Below are 18785 nucleotides of genomic sequence, written 5' to 3' on the forward strand. Positions count from 1 at the left end.
CAGCAATGCGATGTGGATTGCCGCAAATGAAAACGCCCCGCGGGGCGGGGCGTTGGAAGCGTCACCGGCACGCGGGCCGGTGCAATGCGTCACTTGCTCTTGCTGCTGCTCGAGCTGCCGTCGCTGGTGCTGCCGGTGCTGCTGCCGGTGCTGCCAGTCGTGCCACTGGTGCTGCCACTGGTGCCCGGCGACGAGTTGCCGCTCGCAGCGCTTTGCCCTGAGCGGCTCGAACGCCAGGTGTTGAACTCGTCGGAGAACTTCTTGTACCGATCCTGCCGCCAGGTGCGGTAGTCGTTGTCGAGGTTGTTCAACTGCTCGGTGCGCCACTGGTGGTAGTCGGGGTCGAATTGCTCGTGCCCGGCGCGGCCTTGCGAGCCGCCGTAGCCGCCATAGGTGCCTTGCGAGCCGCCGAAGTCGCCTTGCGAACCGCCGTAGCCGCTGCCTTGCCAACCGCTCGGGCCGCGCAGCCGCTCGGCATCGCGCCAGCCCTGCGATCCGCGGCCGGAACCGTAGTCGGAGCCGTAGTCGAAGTCGCGGCCCTGGTTGCCAAGGCCCTGGCTGCCGTACCCCTGGTTGCCGTAGCCCCCCTGTCCACCGCCGTACGACGAGTCGCGGCCAAGGCCGCGCTCGTAGCTGCTGCCTTGCTGGCCGCCGGAGCCGCCATACCCGCCATAGCCGCCGTACGACCCGCCCTGCTGGCCGCCGCCGAAGCTTCTTGCTTCCTGGTTGCGGTTGCTGCCGCTGTCGTAGCCGCCGGCCTGCGATCCGTAGTTGCCGGATTGTTCGTACTGGTTCTCGCGCCGGTAGTCGCCGTAGTTGCTGCCGGCGTCGCTGCGCTGCCCGTAGCGTTGGTCGTCTCCATAGCCGCCGTCGCGGCGACCTTGCGTGTCGCGCTGGTTCATGTCCGTTCCTTTCGTGGTTGGAAATCATCGGCCCGCCTGTTTCCCGGACCGCAGCTCCCAGGAGCAATCGCCGTTCCGTCGGATGGCGTCGCTTGAACCCGCTTGAAGCCGCGAGCGGAACACCGCTTGCCGCGGCGTCCGCAACACGCACCACAGGAGATGTCATGAACGACCCGATGCAGGACCCGTCGCGACCGATGCGCATCGCGCTGATCAGCGAGCATGCCTCGCCCCTCGCCACGCTCGGCGGCGTCGACGCCGGCGGGCAGAACATCTATGTCTCGCAAGTCGCGCGCTGCCTCGCGCGGGCGGGGCACCATGTCGACGTGCTGACGCGCCGCGACGATCCGGCGCTGCCGCCGGTGGTCGACCTGCGGCCCGGCGCGCGCGTCGTGCACATCGATGCCGGCCCGCCGTGCTTCGTGCCGAAGGAGCAGTTGCTGCAGCACATGCCGGCCTTCGCGCAGGCCAGCGAACAGCTGCTGCGCCACAGCGTGCCCTGCGACCTGGTGCATGCGAACTTCTTCATGTCGGGCGTGGTCGCGATGCGCCTGAAGGCGCGGCTCGGCCTGCCGTTCGCGATCACCTTCCATGCGCTCGGCCTGGTGCGGCGCGAGCATCAGAAAGAGGCCGATGCGTTCCCGCCGCAGCGCATCGAGATCGAGCGCCGCATCGTGCAGACGGCCGACGCGATCGTCGCCGAATGCCCGCAGGACCGCGCCGACCTGGTCCGGCTCTACGACGCCGCGGCCGACAGGCTGTCGATGGTGCCGTGCGGCTTCGACCCCGACGAATTCAAGCCCACCGACCAGGCCGCGGCACGCGCGCGGCTCGGCCTCGACCCGCACGAATTCATCGTGCTGCAGCTCGGGCGGCTGGTGCCACGCAAGGGCGTCGACAACGTGATCCGTTCGCTGGCGCACCTGCCCGGCGACGTGCCGGCGCGCGTGCTGGTGGTCGGCGGCGATTCGCGCGAACCCGACGAGGCGCGCACGCCGGAGATCGCGCGGCTGCGCGAGGTGGCGCGCACGCTCGGCGTGTTCGACCGGGTCACGTTCACCGGCCATCGCCAGCGCAGCGAGCTGCGCGACTTCTATGCCGCCGCCGACGTGTTCGTCAGCACGCCGTGGTATGAGCCGTTCGGCATCACGCCGCTGGAGGCGATGGCCTGCGGCACGCCGGTGGTCGGCAGCGCGGTCGGCGGCATCCAGTATTCGGTGCGCGACGGCGTCAGCGGCTTCCTGGTGCCGCCGCACGATCCGCGCGCGCTGGCCGACCGGCTGATGCGGCTGCATGCCAACCCGGCGCTGCGGCGAGCGCTCGGGCGGGCCGGCATCCGCCGCGCGCGCTCGATGTTCACCTGGGACCGCGTGGCCGAGCAGCTGGTCGACGTGTTCCAGGGGCTGCGGCGGCCGCAGCCGGCCTCCGAGGACGCGGCGCTGGCGGGCTGGGAGCGGCTGCACCTGGTGCGCCCCGACGCGGCGTCGCCCGGCGCGGCCCGCGCCGCCCAATGAACAGGCCGCGGCCGATGCGCATCGTCGTGGTCGGCGTGGGCTATGTCGGCCTGGTCAGCGCCGCCTGCCTGGCGCACCTGGGGCACCGCGTGGTCGCGGTCGACAGCGATGCGGCGCGCATCGCCGCGCTCGACGCCGGCGGCATGCCGTTCTTCGAGCCGGGGCTGCAGCCGCTGGTGGCCGCCGGCCGCGCGAGCGGCGCGCTGCGCTTCGCGACGCAGCTGGACGAGGCGGCGCTCGACGCCGAGCTGTTGTTCCTGGCGGTCGGCACGCCTTGCGGCAACGACGGCAGCGCTGACCTGCGTGCGGTCGAGGCGGCGTTCGCCGCCGCGCTGCGCGCACTGCGCCCGCCGGCCACGCTGGTGCTCAAGTCGACCGTGCCGGTCGGCACGCACGAGCGCCTGCGCCGCCGCCTGGCGGCATCGGACGAGACCCGTGGCATCGCGCTGGTCAACAACCCGGAGTTCCTGCGCGAAGGCTCGGCGGTGCGCGACTTCCTGCGGCCCGACCGCATCATCGTCGGCGCCGACGACGAGGCCGACGCGCAAGCGCTGCTGCGCGCGTACGCACCGCTGACCGATGCAGGCGCGACGCTGCTGCGCATGAACCCGCGCAGCGCCGAGCTGGCCAAGTACGCGGCCAACGGCATGCTGGCCGCGCGCATCAGCTTCATCAACGAGATCGCGCAGATCGCCGATGCCACCGGTGCCGACATCGAGGAGGTGCGGGCCGGGGTCGGCAGCGATCCGCGCATCGGCGCCGACTTCCTGCGCGCCGGCATCGGCTACGGCGGCTCGTGCTTTCCGAAGGACGTGCGCTCGCTGATCCACCAGGCCGGCGCGCACGGGCTGCCGGCGCACATGCTGCGCGCGGTGGATGCCACCAACGAGCAGCAGCGCGCGCTGCTGTTCGAACGCATCGCGGCGTTCTACGGCGGCGAGGCCGCATTGGCCGGCAGGCGCATCGCGCTGTGGGGCCTGGCGTTCAAGCCCGGCACCGACGACCTGCGCGAGGCGCCGAGCCTGGCCGTGCTCGACCGCCTGCTGCGCGCGGGCGCGCAGGTGTCGGCCTACGACCCGGTCGCGTTGCCGGCTGCGCAACGCCTGCTTGACGCACCGGGCCTGCGCTGGTGCCACACGGCAGCGGCCGCGCTCGACGGCGCCGATGCGCTCGCGATCGCCACCGAGTGGGGCGAGTTCAGCGCCGCCGAGCCGGCCGGCGTGGCCGCGGCGCTGCACGACGCGGCAGTGTTCGACGGCCGCAACTGCGTGCCGGCCGACGCCTGGCGAGCTGCCGGCCTGCGGGTGATGCAGGTCGGCCGCCCGGCGGCCGGCGAGGTGCCGGCGGGCGCGGCTCAGCGCCGCCGGCCGAACTGGAACAACAGCACGATGCCGTAAAGGCCGGCGATGCCGACCAGCGCATACACGACGCGCGACGCGGTGCTCATCGTGCCGAACAGCGTCGCGACCAGGTCGATGTTGAGCAGGCCGACCAGGCGCCAGTTGATACCGCCGACGATCATCAGCACGAGGGCGATCCAGTCGACGACGTTGAGCCCCGTCGCGTTGGCGCGGTAGTCGGCGGGGGTGGTCCGGGTTTCGGTCAAGGGCATGGTGACTTCCTTTCGAGGGGGTTGCGGGATCGGGGGGGACGGTGCACATGCGGCAGGCGGCGTGCCGCACTGCTCGCCCGCCACCGCCGGATCGGTGCGTGGCGGCAACGGAGGAAATTGCCGCAATCGGTATCTGTGCGCTGCAGTCGCCTTCGCGCTGCCGACCATGCTGCGGGCCGTCCGCGCGGCAGCGGCTTGCGCCCGCGCCGCGGCACGTCGATTGCCAGTCGGGCGCCAACTCCACCCCCACCCGAGGAGCCCGTCGATGATGCTCAGCGAATCCGGCACCAACCCGGTGCCTGCCACCCCTTTTCCTGCGACCCCCTTTCCTGCCGGGACCGTTCCCTTTGCCCCCGCAACCGCTGCGCGCGGCAGCAGTTTCGCGAGCGCCGTCGCGGCCTGTCGCGCGATCGAGGCGATGCTGCCGGTGATCGTGCCGGCGCTGCGCGACCGGTCGGTGAGCGGCACCGGCTTCCTGTGCATCGTCGTGATGGACCCGGGCCTGCAGCCCGGCGACTGCAGCTTCGACGAAGCGGTGCTGCTGGAACATGCGATCGGCGACCGCCGCGAGTGGGACGCCGACTACGCCGGCTTCGCCCGTGCCAAGGCGGCGCTGTCGTGGCGCCTCGGGCACGACGGCCACGCCGTCCAGAGCTCGCGCGCGCACCGGCTGCGCGAGGGCGACAGCCTGCTGTGGGGCGGCGTCTGCCTGGAAGGCATCACGGTCGGCGTCAGCGGCGCGCAGCCGTGGTGGGACGAGGCCTTCGCCACCTGCATCGCCGCCCACCTGCGCGCGAGCGCGAAGGCGGCCCACGCGGATGCGCGGCAGGCGGGCGCGCTGGTCGCCCCCGCTGCCGGGCAGAACGGCTGATGGCGGCGCCGATGGGCAACCCCTCTCCGCGGGTGTCGGTCGTGATCCCCACCTGGCGGCGGCCGCAGCTGCTGCGGCGCTGCCTCGACGCGGTGCTGGCGCAGCGCCTGGAGCCGTCGGCCTGGGAGGTGATCGTCGTCGACGACGGCCACGACGACGCCACGCGCACGCTGGTGCACCGCTTCGCCGCCCGCGCGCCGCACGGGGCCACGGTGATCTACCTGCGGCCGGCCCGCGGGCGCGGCCCGGCGGTGGCGCGCAACGCCGGCTGGCGGGTCGCGCGCGGCGACATCATCGCGTTCACCGACGACGACACCGTGCCCGACCCGGACTGGCTGGTGCAGGGCGAGCGGGCGATGCGCGTGCCGGGCCAGCCGGCGGCGGTGTGCGGTGCGGTGAAGGTGCCGCTGCCGCCCCGCATCACCGACCACGCCCGCATGACCGAGGGGCTGACGCGCGCCGAGTTCGTCACCGCCAACGCGTTCGTGCGGCGCAGCGCGCTCGTGACGGTGAAGGGCTTCGACGAACGCTTCCGGCGTGCCTGGCGCGAGGATTCCGACCTGCAGTTCCGGCTGCTCGACCGGGTCGGCGCGGTGCTGCCGTGTCCGCAGGCCGTCGTGACGCACCCGGTGCGTCCGGTCGGCTGGGGCGTGAGCCTGGGCCAGCAGCGCAACACCTTCTTCGATGCGCTGCTCTACAAGAAACACCCGCAGCGCTACCGCGAGCGCATCCGGCGCGTGCCGCCCTGGGACTACTACCTGATCGTGGCCGCCGCGCTGGCGGCACCGGTGCTGGCGTGGCGCGGACATCCGCTGATGGCGCTGGCTGCCGGCGCGCTGGCAGTGGGCGGGATGCTGTGGCTGGCGCTGCGCCGGCTCGCGCACACCAGCCGGTCGCCGGGCCACGTGACCGAGATGCTGGCCACCTCGGCGCTGATCCCGTTCCTGTCGGTGTACTGGCGGCTGCGCGGTGCCCTGCATTTCAGAACGCCTTTCCTTTGACGAGCTGCGAATGGCCGATCCGTCGTCACGCCCGCTGCGCATCCTCACCTGGCATGTGCATGGCAACTACCTGTACTACCTGACCCAGGTGCCGCACGAGTTCCACCTGGTGACGGATGCGGCGCGTTCGCCGCACCACAGCGGGCGCAGCGGCAGCCTGCCGTGGGGCGACAACGTGCACGAGGTGCCGGTCGAGCGGGTGCGCGACCTGCCGTTCGACGTGCTGCTGTTCCAGTCGCGCGCCGCGTGGGACGACGAGCAGCACACGCTGCTCAGCGCGGCGCAGCGCCGCCTGCCGCGCATCTACCTGGAGCACGACCCGCCGCAGCAGCACCCGACGAACACGGTGCACTGGGTCGACGACCCCAACGTGCTGCTGGTGCACGTGACGCCCTTCAACGCGCTGATGTGGGACAACGGCAGGACGCCGCACCGCGTGATCGAGCACGGCGTGAAGCCGCTGGTCGACGTGTCGTACCAGGGCGGGCTGGCGCGCGGCATCGTCGTCGTCAACAACATCGACCAGCGCGGCCGGCGCCTCGGCCTCGACGTGTACCGGCAGGTGGCCGGCCAGCTGCCGCTGTCGCTGGTGGGCATGGGCAGCGAGCGCATCGGCGGCCTCGGCGAAATCGCCAACGCGGCGCTGCCGGCCACCGTGGCGGCGCACCGCTTCTTCTTCAACCCGATCCGCTACACCAGCCTCGGGCTCGCCGTGATCGAGGCGATGATGGCCGGCGTGCCGGTGGTCGGCCTCGCGACCACCGAGCTCGCCAGCGTGCTGCGCGATGGCGAGACGGGCCTGGTCGACACCCGGGTCGAGCGGCTGGTCGACGGCATGCGGGCTTTGCTGGCCGATCCGGGGCTCGCGCAGCGGCTCGGTGCCGCCGGCCGCGCGATGGCGCGCGAGCGCTTCGGCATCGATCGATTCATCGCTGACTGGATGGGCACGCTGCGCAGCGTGACGGCGTGATGCGCACCTTGTTGCAGGCGCGATCTCCCCCCGTTCAGCAGTCTCGCGGGAGTGCGTGGCCGCAGGCCTGGATCGCGGCCAGCGTCGCGGCGGCGCTGGGGGCCATGGTCGGCGGCGGCGTGTGGCTGGTGGTCTGGGTGGCCGGCGACGGTGCGACGCCGCTGTCGGTGCTGGTCCTGCTGCTGCTGCTGGTGCTGATGCCGGCACTTGCGGGTGTCGGCATCGTCGCGCTCGTCCAGCAGTGGTCGCAGCAGGGGCCGGGACCGCCCGCCGCCGAGACGGACGGGTCGCTCGACACCGTGTCCGAGTTGCCGCCGGAGCACAACGACATCCGCGGCGAACCGTCATGGCATTGAGCGGCATGCGGCTTGCCGCGCCTTTCACCGATGGGTTCGAACCCGGGGAGAAACCGATGCAGCTGGAACAGGCGGGTGCCGTCTTCATCGACAAGGACGGCACGCTGGTCGAGGACGTGCCGTACAACGTGGACCCGGCGAAGCTGAGCTTCACGCCGCATGCGGTCGACGGCTTGCGCCTGCTCGCGGCCCACGGCTGGCGGCTGGTGGTCGTCACCAACCAGCCCGGCATCGCGCTCGGGCGCTTCGACCTGAACGCGCTGCACCGGCTGCGCGATGCGCTGGTGGAGCGCCTGGCCGCGCAGGGCGTCGAGCTGCTCGACTTCCTGGCCTGCCCGCATGCGCCGCGTGCGGCGATGCCGTGCGACTGCCGCAAGCCGGCCCCGGGCCTGCTGCAGCAGGCGGCGCAGCGGCACGGGCTCGACCTGGCGGCCTCGTGGATGGTCGGCGACATCCTCGACGACGTAGAGGCCGGCGCCCGCGCCGGTTGCCGCACCGTGCTGCTGGACGTCGGCAACGAGACGCTGTGGCGCCACTCCCACTGGCGCGAGCCGACGCTGATGGCGCCGGACCTGCTGGCCGCGGCGCGCCGCATCGTCGCGGCCCGGCCGCGCCGGCGGCACCTGCCGAGCCGAGAAGCGGCGGCCTCGCCATGACGGCCCGCCGCTGGCAGGAGGCGCGGCGCATCCTCGCGGTGCGCCTGGACAACCTCGGCGACGTGCTGATGACGACGCCGGCGCTGCAGGCGATCCGGCAGTCGGCGCCCGGCGCGCACCTGACGCTGCTGGCGTCGCATGCCGGCACGCTGCTGTGGCCGCACCTGCCGGCAGTCGACGACGTGATCGAGCACGACGCGGCCTGGATGAAGGGGGGCGGCAGCGGCGTGCGGGACCCGGCGGCCGAGCGCAGCCTGGTCGACCGACTGGCGCGCCGGCACTTCGATGCCGCGGTGATCTTCACCGTCTGCACGCAGAGCGCGTTGCCGGCGGCGCTCGCCTGTTACCTGGCTGGCATTCCGCTGCGGCTGGCGCACTCGCGCGAGAACCCGTACGACCTGCTGACCGACTGGGTGCCCGACACGGAGGTCTGCCGCACCGGCATGCGGCACGAAGTGCAGCGGCAGCTCGACCTGGTGGCCTCGGTCGGTTTCCACGCGCTGGCGCACGGCCTGGTGTTCGAGACCCGCGCCTGCGACCGCCAGGCGGTGCGCGGCCGGCTGGCGCTGGCCGGCATCGATCCGGACCGGCCCTACCTGGTGGTGCACCCGGGCGCGACCGCGGCATCGCGCCGCTACCCGGCCGAACGCTTCGGCGAGGCGGTGCGCGCGATCGTCGCGCAGACCGGCTGCCAGGTGGTGCTGACCGGCGGCGCCGACGAGCGCGGGCTGCTGGCGCAGATCGAGCATGGCCTGGGGCCGGCGCTGTCGTCGCAGGCGCTGGCGCTGTTCGGCGTGCTGGGGCTGGGCGAGCTGGCGGCGCTGGTGGCCGACGCGGCGGTCCTGCTGTGCAACAACAGCGGGCCGGCCCACCTGGCGGCGGCGCTCGGCACGCCGTCGGTGGTGCTGTACGCGCTGACCAATCCGCAGCACACGCCATGGCAGGCGAGGGCGCGGGTGCTGAACCACGACGTGCCGTGCCGCAACTGCCTGAAGAGCACGTGTCCGCTGGGGCACCACGACTGCCTGCGCGGCGTTGCTGCGGCCCAGGTGGCGGACGCCACGATCGCGCTACTGCGCGACGCGCGCGGCCCGCGCCTTGCGGTCCGCGACGTGGAATCGACGCCGGCGCAACGCGTGGCGATGCCGTGAGGCTGTCGCTGGCCGCGATCGCGCCGCGCCGCATCGGCGTGTTCCGTGCGCTGGTGCTCGGCGACCTGCTGTGCGCGGTGCCGGCCTGGCGCGCGCTGAAGGCCGCCTGCCCGCACAGCGAGCTGACCTTGATCGGCCTGCCGTGGGCGCGCGAGTTCGTGCGCCGCTGCCCGTACCTCGACGACTTCATCGAGTTCCCGGGCTTCCCCGGGCTGCCCGAACGGGTGCCTGACCTGGCCCGGCTGCCGGCCTTCCTGCAGACGATGCAGCAGCGCCGCTTCGACCTGCTGCTGCAGATGCACGGCAGCGGCGGCATCGTGAACCCGCTGCTGGCGGCCTGCGGCGCGCTGCACTGCGGCGGCTTCCGCGAACCGGGCGGCTACTGCCCCGAGCCGACGCTGTTCGCGCCGTGGCCGACGCAAGGCCACGAGACCGAGCGGATGCTCCGCTTGGTCGACCACCTGGGCGTGCCGCGGCAGGGCAGTGCGCTCGAATTCACCGTGACGGACGACGATGCGCGCGAGTTGGCGCAAGCGTGGCCCGAGGCGATGGAGGCGGATGCATCGCCGCTGGTCTGCGTGCATGCCGGCGCGCAGCTGCCGTCGCGGCGCTGGATGCCGGAGCGCTTCGCCGCGGTGGCCGACAGCCTGGCGGACCGGGGTTGCCGCATCGTGCTGACCGGTACCGCGGGCGAGGCCGACCTGGTGGACGAGGTGCAGCAGTCGATGCGCTGGCCCGCTGTCAACCTGGCCGGGCGCACCACGCTGTGGACGATGGGCGCGCTGCTGCAGCGCGCGCGGCTGCTGGTGAGCAACGACACCGGGGTGTCGCACCTGGCCGCGGCCCTCGGGGTGCGCAGCGTGATCGTCAGCTCGGGGGCCGACGTGGCGCGCTGGGCACCGCCCGATGTGCAGCGCCACCGCGTGCTGTGGGCCGATGCCAGCTGCCGGCCCTGCGCGCATGCGGTGTGCCCGGTCGGGCACCCGTGCGCGCGCGGGGTCGGCGTCGACGAGGTCGTGCGCTCAGCCGAGCAGGCGCTGGCCGGCGGCTGAGCGGCGCGTCATTGGCTGGCTGCGGAGGCCGCCGGTGCCGCCGCATCGGCCGCCGGCGCGCTGGCCGACATCGTCGTCGGCGCCCCGTGCTGTTCGTCCATCGCCTTCGCGGTGGCCGCCATGCCGGTCGGCAGCAGCGGCACGATCAGCAGCGCGACGATGTTGATGATCTTGATCAGCGGGTTCACCGCCGGCCCGGCCGTGTCCTTGTACGGGTCGCCGACGGTGTCGCCGGTGACGGCGGCCTTGTGCGCCTCGGAGCCCTTGCCGCCGTGGTGGCCGTCCTCGATGTACTTCTTCGCGTTGTCCCAGGCGCCGCCGCCGGTGCACATCGAGATCGCGACGAACAGGCCGGTGACGATGGTGCCCATCAGCAGCCCGCCGAGCGCGGCCGGGCCGAGCAGCAGGCCGACCGCGATCGGCACGACCACCGGCAGCAGGCTCGGGACGATCATTTCCTTGATCGCCGCGGTGGTCAGCATGTCGACGGCGCGGCCGTATTCAGGCTTGCCGCTGCCGTCCATGATGCCCTTGATGTCGCGGAACTGGCGGCGCACTTCCTCGACCACCGCGCCGGCGGCACGGCCCACCGCCTCCATCGCCATCGCGCCGAACAGGTACGGGATCAGCCCGCCGATGAACAGCCCGACGATCACGCGCGGCTCCGACAGGTCGAAGCTGACCGTCATGCCGCGCGCCGTCAGCGCATGCGTGTAGTCGGCGAACAGCACCAGCGCTGCCAGGCCGGCCGAGCCGATCGCGTAGCCCTTGGTGACGGCCTTGGTCGTGTTGCCGACCGCGTCGAGCGGGTCGGTGACGTCGCGCACGCTGTCGGGCAGCCCGGCCATCTCGGCGATGCCGCCGGCGTTGTCGGTGATCGGCCCGTAGGCGTCGAGCGCGACGATGATGCCGGCCATGCTGAGCATCGAGGTCGCGGCGATCGCGATGCCGTACAGCCCGGCGAGCTGGTACGACGCCAGGATCGCGATGCACACGAAGATCACCGGCCAGGCCGTCGAGCGCATCGACACGCCCAGCCCCGCGATGATGTTGGTGCCGTGCCCGGTGGTCGAGGCCTGCGCGACGTGCTGCACCGGCTTGTAGTTGGTGCCGGTGTAGTACTCGGTGATCCACACCATCGCGGCGGTCAGCACCAGGCCGACCACGCAGGCGCCGAACAGCCGCATCTGCGTGCCGGCGCCGAGCGCGTCGTCGGGCATCGCGTAGCGCGTGATGAAGAAGAAGCCGACCAGCGAGATCAGCCCGGCGACGATCAGGCCCTTGTACAGCGCCGGCATCACGTTCTTCATGCCGGGCGTCGCCTTCACGACGCTGCAGCCGATGATCGACGAGATGATCGAGAAGCCGCCCAGCACCAGCGGGTAGATCACCGCCTGCATCGAGGCCTGCGTGACCGTCAGCGCGCCGAGCGCCATCGTCGCGATCAGCGTGACGGCATAGGTCTCGAACAGGTCGGCGGCCATGCCGGCGCAATCGCCGACGTTGTCGCCCACGTTGTCGGCGATCACCGCCGGGTTGCGCGGGTCGTCCTCGGGGATGCCGGCCTCGACCTTGCCGACCAGGTCGGCGCCGACGTCGGCGCCCTTCGTGAAGATGCCGCCGCCGAGACGCGCGAAGATCGAGATCAGCGACGCACCGAACGCGAAGCCGAGCAGCGGCTTCAGCGTGGCCGACAGGTTCTCGGGCGCCACCGAGGCCTGGCCGCTGATCACCATGAAGAACAGCGTGACGCCCAGCAGCCCGAGGCCGACCACCAGCATGCCGGTGATCGCGCCGCCCTTGAAGGCGACGTCGAGCGCCGGTGCCATGCCCTGCGTGGCGGCCTGCGCGGTGCGCACGTTGGCCTTCACCGACACGTTCATGCCGATGAAGCCGCAGGCGCCCGACAGCACCGCGCCGAGCACGAAGCCGACGGCGGTGGTGAGCGGCAGGAAGATGGCGATCAGGATCGCGAGCACCACGCCCACGATGGCGATGGTCTTGTATTGGCGGGCCAGGTAGGCGGCGGCGCCTTGCTGGATCGCCGCCGCGATCTCCTGCATGCGGGGGTTGCCCGCGTCGCGGCTCAGGATCCAGCTTCGTTGCACGAAGCCATACACCACTGCGGCAATCCCGCAGGCCAGCGCAAAGTACAGCGCCAAGTTCGTGGACATCAGGTCTCCTTCCTCGTTCGTTCGTTGATGATCGGAATCGAGAGTCGTGCCCGACTGCACAGGGCTGCACCAGCCCTGACGGGTCTGCGGCGCATGCTACGGGATGACCCGCCTTGAAGGCAACGAAACCCGTCATGGTGTTTTCCAGCGGACAGGGGCGCAGTTAAAATCCGGGTTATCCCTCGCGATCCCTGACTCTTATCCAGAGAACCTCATGAGCCTGCACAAAGTCCCCCCCGGCGCCAAGGCGCCCGAGCAGTTCAACGTGATCATCGAGATCCCGATGAACGCCGACCCGATCAAGTACGAGGTCGACAAGGAAAGCGGCGTGCTGTTCGTCGACCGCTTCATGACGACCGCGATGCACTACCCCTGCAACTACGGCTACGTGCCGCAGACGCTGTCCGATGACGGCGACCCGGTCGACGTGCTCGTGATCACGCCGTTCCCGCTGTCGCCCGGCGTGGTCGTCACCTGCCGCCCGATCGGCGTGCTGAAGATGGAAGACGAGGCCGGCGGCGACAGCAAGCTGCTGGCGGTGCCGATCGACAAGGTGTTGCCGATCTACACCCACTGGCAGAAGCCCGAAGACATCAACCAGATGCGCCTGAAGGCGATCCAGCACTTCTTCGAGCACTACAAGGACCTCGAGGCCGGCAAGTGGGTCAAGGTCACCGGCTGGGAAGGCCCGGAATCGGCCAAGGCCGAGATCACCAGCGGGCTGGCCGCGTACAAGAAGGCCGAGGCCGAGAAGGCCTGAGTCACGCGACATCACGGGCCGTCACGAACGGACACCGAGCAGAAGGGGAGCCGCGTGCTCCCCTTTGTCATGGCGGAACCTTGCAGCAGGGCCGCGCTCTACACTGCCCGCTTCGCTTCGATCACCCGCCCCATGCTGAAACGCTTCCTGCCTGCCGTTCTCATCGTCGCCGGCACTTTGCTGGTGCAGACCGCCTCCGCGCAGGCCCTTCCTGCCGGGATCTCCAAGGTGCAGGTGGTCGAAGGCATCACCGAATACCGCCTGCCCAACGGCCTGCAGCTGCTGCTGATCCCCGATGATTCCAAGCCGACGACCACGGTCAACATGACCTACCACGTCGGCTCGCGGATGGAGAATTACGGCGAGACCGGCATGGCCCACCTGCTGGAGCACCTGCTGTTCAAGGGCTCGCCGAAGCACCGCACCGTGTGGGCCGAGTTCACCAAGCGCGGGCTGGCCGCCAACGGCAGCACCTGGTTCGACCGCACCAACTACTTCGCGAGCTTCTCGGCCAACGACGAGAACCTGAAGTGGTACCTCGACTGGCAGGCCGATGCGATGGTCAACAGCTTCATCGCCCGCCGCGACCTCGACACCGAGATGACCGTGGTGCGCAACGAGATGGAGATGGGCGAGAACAGCCCCGACCGCATCCTGCTGCAGAAGACCGTCGCCACGATGTACGAGTGGCACAACTACGGCAAGGACACCATCGGCGCGCGGGCCGATGTCGAGAACGTCGACATCCCGCGCCTGCAGGCCTTCTACCGCCAGTACTACCAGCCCGACAACGCGACGCTGATCGTCTCGGGCAAGTTCGAGCCGGCCAAGGTGCTGCGCTGGGTCGGCGACGCCTTCGGCAAGATCCGCAAGCCCACGCGCAAGCTGCCGGTGCAGTACACGCTCGACCCGGCACAGGACGGCGAGCGCAGTGTCACGCTGCGCCGCTCGGGCGGCACGCCGCAGATCTTCGCGGCGTACCACGTGCCGCCGGCGGCGCATCCCGACTACCCGGCGATCGAGGTGCTCGACCTGGTGATGGGCGACACCCCCTCCGGCCGCCTGCACAAGCGCCTGACCGAGAAGCAGCTGGCCGCCAGCACCTTCGGTTTCGCGCAGGCGCTGGCCGAGCCGGGCTTCACGCTGTTCGGCGCGCAGCTGGCGCCGGGCCAGGCGGTCGAGCCGGCGCGCGATGCGCTGCTGGCCACCGTCGAATCCACCGCCACCGAGCCGATCACCGACGAGGAATTCAAGCGCGCCCAGGGCAAGTGGCTGAAAGCCTGGGAACAGGCCTTCACGAACCCCGAGACGGTCGGCGTTTCGCTGAGCGAATCGGTGGCCCAGGGCGACTGGCGCCTGTTCTTCCTGATGCGCGACCGCGTGCGCGACCTGAAGCTGGCCGACGTGCAGCGCGTCGCCGACCAGCGCTTCATCGCGTCGAACCGCACGCTGGGCACTTACCTGCCGACCGACAAACCGCAGCGCGCACCGGCGCCTGCCAAGGTCGACGTGGTGGCCGAGCTGAAGGGCTTCCAGCCGCAGCAGGCGCAGGCCAACGCCGAAGCCTTCGACAGCTCGCCGGCCAACATCGACCAGCGCACGCAGCGCTTCCAGGTCGGTGGCATCAAGGCGGCGCTGCTGCCCAAGGCCTCGCGCGGCGGCACCGTGCATGCCACGCTGACGCTGCACTTCGGCACCGACAAGAGCCTGTTCGGCCTGAACGACGTGCCCGACATGACGGCCGCGCTGATCGACAAGGGCACCGCGACGCTGACCCGCCAGCAGGTGCAGGACCGGCTCGACGAGCTGAAGACCGAGATGGGCATCAGCGGCGGGCCGGGGCGCGTCAGCGTCGGGCTGCTGTCGCGCCGCGAAACCTTGCCGCAGGCGATCGCGCTGGTCGCCGACCTGCTGCGCAACGCCAGCCTGCCGGCCGACGCGCTCGACGAGCTGAAGCGCCAGACGCTCGCCGCGATCGAGCAGCAGCGCAAGGAGCCCGAGAGCGTGGTCGACAACGCGCTCGGGCGCATCGGCAACCCGTACCCGCGCGGCGACGTGCGCTACGTGCGCAGCTTCGACGAGATGGTGGCGGACGTCGGCGGCCTGAAGCGCGAGCAGCTGCAGGCCTTCCACCAGCGCTTCTACAGCGCGGCGCACGGCGAGTTCGGCGCGGCCGGCGACATGGACGTGCCGGCCGTCAAGGCGGCGCTGCAGGCCGCGTTCGGCAACTGGCAGAACAGCGAGCCGTATGCGCGCGTGCTGCAGCCGCTGGTGCCGATCCCGCCGCAGCGCGTGGTGCTGCCGACGCCCGACAAGCAGAATGCGACGATGCTGGTGCGCCTGGGCGTGCCGCTGCAGGACAGCGATGCCGACTACCCGCCGCTGATGATGGCGAACTACCTGCTCGGCTCGGGCGGCAGCTCCCGCCTGTGGAAGCGCATCCGCGAGAGCGATGGCCTGTCGTACGACGTGCGCAGCCGCGTCAGCTGGAACAACCAGGAGCCGCATTCCGAATGGCAGGCCAGCGCGATTTTCGCGCCGCAGAACCAGCCGAAGGTCGAGGCCGCCTTCAAGGAAGAAGTGGCGCGTGCGCTGAAGGACGGCTTCACTGCGCAGGAGCTGGCCGAGGGCCAGCGCGGGCTGCTGGCGTTCCGCCGGCTGTCGCGCGCGCAGGACGGCAACCTGGCCGGCGCGCTCGCCAGCAACGAGGAGCTGGGCCGCACGTTCGCGGTGTCGGCGCGCGTCGACGACGCCTTGGCCAAGCTGACGCTGGAGCAGGTGAACGCCGCGCTGCGCACCTATGTGAAGCCGGACGCCTTCGTCAGCGGCTTCGCGGGCGACTTCAAGCCCTGATCAATCGGCCGATGCGGTGGGCGCCTGCTTGAACGGCAGGCGCTCGTTCAGTTCATCGAGGTAGCCCTCGACCGCCGAGCCCTCGCGGGCGAGGAAATCGCCGACCGCCTCGGCGAACTGCGGATGTGCGAGCCAATGTGCCGACCAGGTCTGCACCGGCAGCAGGCCGCGGGCCATCTTGTGCTCGCCCTGCGCGCCGCCTTCGAAGCGGCGGAAGCCGTGCTCGATGCACCAGGCGAGCGGCCGGTAGTAGCAGGCCTCGAAGTGCAGGCAGGAGATGTGCTCGGTCGCGCCCCAGTAGCGGCCGTAGGCGACCCCGCGCGCCGCATCGACGCCGATCAGCGACACCGCGATGCGCTCGCCGTCTTTCCATGCGACGAACAGCACCCAGTTCTCGGGCATCGTGCGCGCCATGCGGGCGAAGAAGTCGCGCGTGAGGTAGGGCGTCGAGTGGTGGGCGCGGTAGGTGCGGACGTAGCAGCGATAGAAGAAGTCCCACAGGTCTTCATCGATCTCGGGGCCCGCGTGCGTCGTGAAGCTGACGCCGGCCTCGGCGACGCGGCGGCGCTCCTGCAGGATCTTCTTGCGCTTCTCGCGTTGCAGGCTGGCGAGGAAATCGGCGAAGCCGTCATACGGCTGCGGCTCGCGGTTCACCCAATGGAACTGCACCGTGCTGCGCATCATCCAGCCCATGTCGCGCGCGGCCTGCTGGTCGCGTTCGTCGAGGAACAGCAGGTGGGCGGACGACAGCTTCGCATCGTGCGCGATGCGCATCATCGCGGACAGCAGCGCGCGCCGCGCGCCGTCGTCGCGCGCCATCAGCCGCGGGCCGGGCACCGGCGTGAACGGCACCGCACTGAGCAGCTTCGGGTAGTAGCGCAGGCCGTGGCGCTGGTAGGCGTCGGCCCAGGCCCAGTCGAAGACGTACTCGCCGTAGGAATGGTCCTTCAGGTAGAGCGGGCAAGCGGCGGCGAGCGTGCTGCCTTTGCCGGCGCCTTCCTCGATCAGCAGGAACTGCGGCATCCAGCCGGTCTCGGCCACCGCGCTGGCCGACGCGTGCAGCGCCGCGAGGTACTCGTGGCGCATGAACGGCGCGGCCGAGGGCTGCGCATCGAGCAGCGCGTTCCACTGCGCGGCGTCGATCTCGCCGGGGTCGCCGACGACCCGGATGACATAATCTTTGGAGCTCTTTTCCGCAGGCATATTCGCTGGTCTATGGCATCAAACACAAGGGTTCGCGTCGCATTGGCGCAGATCAACGCCACGGTCGGCGACCTGGCCGGCAACGCACGCCAGATCATCGACAGCGCGCGGCGTGCGCACGAGCAGGGGGCCAGGGTGGTGCTGACGCCCGAGCTGAGCCTGTGCGGCTACCCACCCGAAGACCTGCTGCTGCGGCCGGCGTTCATGCAGGCCTGTGCGCAGGCCCTGGCCGAGTGCGCGGCGGCGTTGGCGCCGCTCGAAGGTCTGCATGTGGTGGTCGGGCATCCGCATCAATGGGGTGAGCATGGCGATGTTAGGTCGAAGTCGATGGCCGTGCAGCAGCGCTTCAATGCGGCCTCGGTGCTGGCCGGGGGACGCATCGTCGCCACCTACTGCAAGCGCGAGCTGCCCAACTACCAGGTGTTCGATGAGCGCCGCTATTTCGCGTCGGGGCGCGATGCCGGGCTCGAGGCCGTCGTGTTCGAGGTCGACGGGCTGCGCTTCGGGCTCAACATCTGCGAGGACGCCTGGTTCGAGGAACCGGCGCAGCAGGCGAAGGCCGCCGGCGCCGACGTGCTGTGCGTGCTGAACGCGTCGCCGTTCCACCTCGGCAAGCTCGAGGAGCGCGAAGAACGCATGGCCGCGCTGGTGCGCAGCACCGGCATGCCGCTGCTGTACTCGCACCTGAGCGGCGGGCAGGACGAGGTGGTGTTCGACGGCGCGTCGTTCGCACTCGATGCGCAGGGCCGCGTGGCGGCGCGCGCGCCGATGTTCGAGGAAGCGCTGACGCTGGTGGATTTCGACGCCGGCCGGCCCACTGGTCCGATTGCGCCGGTGCCCACGGTGGAGGCGCAGGCCTGGGCCGCACTCGTCACCGGCGTGCGCGACTATGTCGGCAAGAACGGCTTTCCCGGCGTGCTGATCGGGCTGAGCGGCGGCATCGATTCGGCGCTGGTGCTGGCGGTCGCGGTCGATGCGCTCGGCGCCGACAAGGTGCGCGCGGTGATGATGCCGTCGCCGTACACCGCCGACATCTCGTGGATCGACGCCCGCGACATGGCCGAGCGGCTGTCGGTGCGCTACGACGAGATCTCGATCGTGCCGATGTTCGAGGCGTTCCGCGCGAGCCTCGCCGCCGAGTTCGCCGGCCGCGCCGAGGATGCCACCGAAGAGAACATCCAGGCGCGCGTGCGCGGCACGCTGCTGATGGCCTTGTCGAACAAGTTCGGCAGCATCGTGCTGACCACCGGCAACAAGAGCGAGATGGCGACCGGCTACTGCACGCTGTACGGCGACATGGCGGGCGGCTTCGCGGTGATCAAGGACGTGGCCAAGACGCTGGTCTACCGGCTCGCGAACTGGAAGAACGCGCAAGGGCGCGAGGTGATCCCGCAGCGCATCATCACGCGACCGCCGTCGGCCGAACTGCGCCCCGACCAGAAGGATCAGGACAGCCTGCCGCCCTACGAGGTGCTCGACGCGATCCTGCAGCGCTACATGGAGGACGACCAGTCGATCGAGCAGATCGTCGCGGCCGGCTTCGATGCGGCCGACGTCGAGCGGGTCACGCGCCTGATCAAGATCAACGAATACAAGCGCCGCCAGTCGCCGGTGGGCATCCGCATCACCCACCGCGCGTTCGGGCGCGATTGGCGTTACCCCATCACATCGAGGTTCCGCGCTTAAACTACGTCGATCCCATCCATCCGG

16 protein-coding genes are annotated in these 18785 nt (G+C 71.0%); 12 read left to right on the plus strand and 4 right to left on the minus strand.

What is annotated here, in order from left to right:
• Positions 1-89: 89 nt before the first annotated feature.
• Positions 90-902, minus strand: coding sequence for a hypothetical protein (locus BUE42_RS07135; RefSeq protein ID WP_073463923.1), 813 nt, complete (start codon positions 900-902; stop codon positions 90-92).
• A gap of 164 nt (positions 903-1066) precedes the next feature.
• Between BUE42_RS07135 and BUE42_RS07140 the strand changes: the two genes are divergently transcribed.
• Together BUE42_RS07140 and BUE42_RS07145 are read left to right on the plus strand one after the other, a co-directional pair.
• Positions 1067-2416 (plus strand): glycosyltransferase family 4 protein, encoded by a 1350-nt coding sequence (locus tag BUE42_RS07140; protein ID WP_235002161.1) that lies wholly within the window; start codon positions 1067-1069, stop codon positions 2414-2416.
• Positions 2417-2430: 14 nt separating this feature from the next.
• Positions 2431-3813 (plus strand): UDP-glucose dehydrogenase family protein, encoded by a 1383-nt coding sequence (locus BUE42_RS07145; protein WP_073463924.1) that lies wholly within the window; start codon positions 2431-2433, stop codon positions 3811-3813.
• Here BUE42_RS07145 and BUE42_RS07150 read toward each other — a convergent pair.
• The gene (locus BUE42_RS07150) at positions 3771-4028 is read right to left on the minus strand and encodes a DUF378 domain-containing protein (RefSeq protein WP_073463925.1); all 258 of its coding nucleotides are present in this window, start codon (positions 4026-4028) and stop codon (positions 3771-3773) included. The genes BUE42_RS07145 and BUE42_RS07150 overlap by 43 nt on opposite strands.
• Before the next feature lie 265 nt (positions 4029-4293).
• Between BUE42_RS07150 and BUE42_RS07155 the strand changes: the two genes are divergently transcribed.
• The 7 genes from BUE42_RS07155 to BUE42_RS07185 are packed head-to-tail and all read left to right on the plus strand — an operon-like array spanning position 4294 to position 10085.
• Positions 4294-4899, plus strand: a complete 606-nt coding sequence (locus tag BUE42_RS07155; protein ID WP_235002163.1) for a hypothetical protein — start codon at positions 4294-4296, stop codon at positions 4897-4899.
• 11 nt (positions 4900-4910) lie between these two features.
• Positions 4911-5900, plus strand: coding sequence for a glycosyltransferase family 2 protein (locus BUE42_RS07160; RefSeq protein ID WP_073464108.1), 990 nt, complete (start codon positions 4911-4913; stop codon positions 5898-5900).
• 10 nt (positions 5901-5910) lie between these two features.
• Positions 5911-6870: a glycosyltransferase family 4 protein gene (locus BUE42_RS07165; RefSeq protein WP_073463926.1), complete on the plus strand. Its 960-nt coding sequence runs from the start codon at positions 5911-5913 to the stop codon at positions 6868-6870.
• Positions 6870-7226 carry a hypothetical protein gene (locus BUE42_RS07170; protein WP_143171349.1) on the plus strand — a complete coding sequence of 119 codons (357 nt, stop codon included), beginning with the start codon at positions 6870-6872 and terminating at the stop codon, positions 7224-7226. The genes BUE42_RS07165 and BUE42_RS07170 overlap by 1 nt, the downstream gene beginning before the upstream one ends.
• A 56-nt stretch (positions 7227-7282) precedes the next feature.
• Positions 7283-7882: a D-glycero-alpha-D-manno-heptose-1,7-bisphosphate 7-phosphatase gene (locus BUE42_RS07175; protein WP_073463928.1), complete on the plus strand. Its 600-nt coding sequence runs from the start codon at positions 7283-7285 to the stop codon at positions 7880-7882.
• Complete coding sequence (waaF, locus tag BUE42_RS07180; protein ID WP_073463929.1) at positions 7879-9033, plus strand: lipopolysaccharide heptosyltransferase II; 1155 nt, start codon at positions 7879-7881, stop codon at positions 9031-9033. The genes BUE42_RS07175 and waaF overlap by 4 nt, the downstream gene beginning before the upstream one ends.
• On the plus strand, positions 9030-10085 hold the full coding sequence (locus tag BUE42_RS07185; protein ID WP_083613944.1) for a glycosyltransferase family 9 protein: 1056 nt from the start codon (positions 9030-9032) through the stop codon (positions 10083-10085). The genes waaF and BUE42_RS07185 overlap by 4 nt, the downstream gene beginning before the upstream one ends.
• An 8-nt stretch (positions 10086-10093) precedes the next feature.
• Here the strand turns inward: BUE42_RS07185 and BUE42_RS07190 are convergent, their stop codons facing one another.
• Positions 10094-12259 (minus strand): sodium-translocating pyrophosphatase, encoded by a 2166-nt coding sequence (locus BUE42_RS07190; protein ID WP_073463930.1) that lies wholly within the window; start codon positions 12257-12259, stop codon positions 10094-10096.
• A 214-nt stretch (positions 12260-12473) separates the two neighbouring features.
• On the opposite strand from BUE42_RS07190, the gene ppa reads away from it, so the two are divergent.
• Positions 12474-13019: an inorganic diphosphatase gene (ppa, locus tag BUE42_RS07195; RefSeq protein ID WP_073463931.1), complete on the plus strand. Its 546-nt coding sequence runs from the start codon at positions 12474-12476 to the stop codon at positions 13017-13019.
• A gap of 132 nt (positions 13020-13151) precedes the next feature.
• The gene (locus BUE42_RS07200; RefSeq protein ID WP_073463932.1) at positions 13152-15872 is read left to right on the plus strand and encodes a M16 family metallopeptidase; all 2721 of its coding nucleotides are present in this window, start codon (positions 13152-13154) and stop codon (positions 15870-15872) included.
• On the opposite strand, the gene BUE42_RS07205 is transcribed toward BUE42_RS07200, so the two are convergent.
• Entirely contained in the window at positions 15873-17075 is a 1203-nt protein-coding gene (locus BUE42_RS07205) for a GNAT family N-acetyltransferase (protein ID WP_073463933.1), read from the minus strand. It lies immediately after the preceding gene.
• A gap of 12 nt (positions 17076-17087) precedes the next feature.
• Here BUE42_RS07205 and BUE42_RS07210 point away from each other — a divergent pair, with 12 nt between their 5' ends.
• Positions 17088-18761, plus strand: coding sequence for an NAD+ synthase (locus BUE42_RS07210; protein ID WP_073463934.1), 1674 nt, complete (start codon positions 17088-17090; stop codon positions 18759-18761).
• Positions 18762-18785: the final 24 nt, after the last annotated feature.

Source organism: Rhizobacter sp. OV335 (genome assembly GCF_900142965.1).
Taxonomy (GTDB): domain Bacteria; phylum Pseudomonadota; class Gammaproteobacteria; order Burkholderiales; family Burkholderiaceae_C; genus Rhizobacter.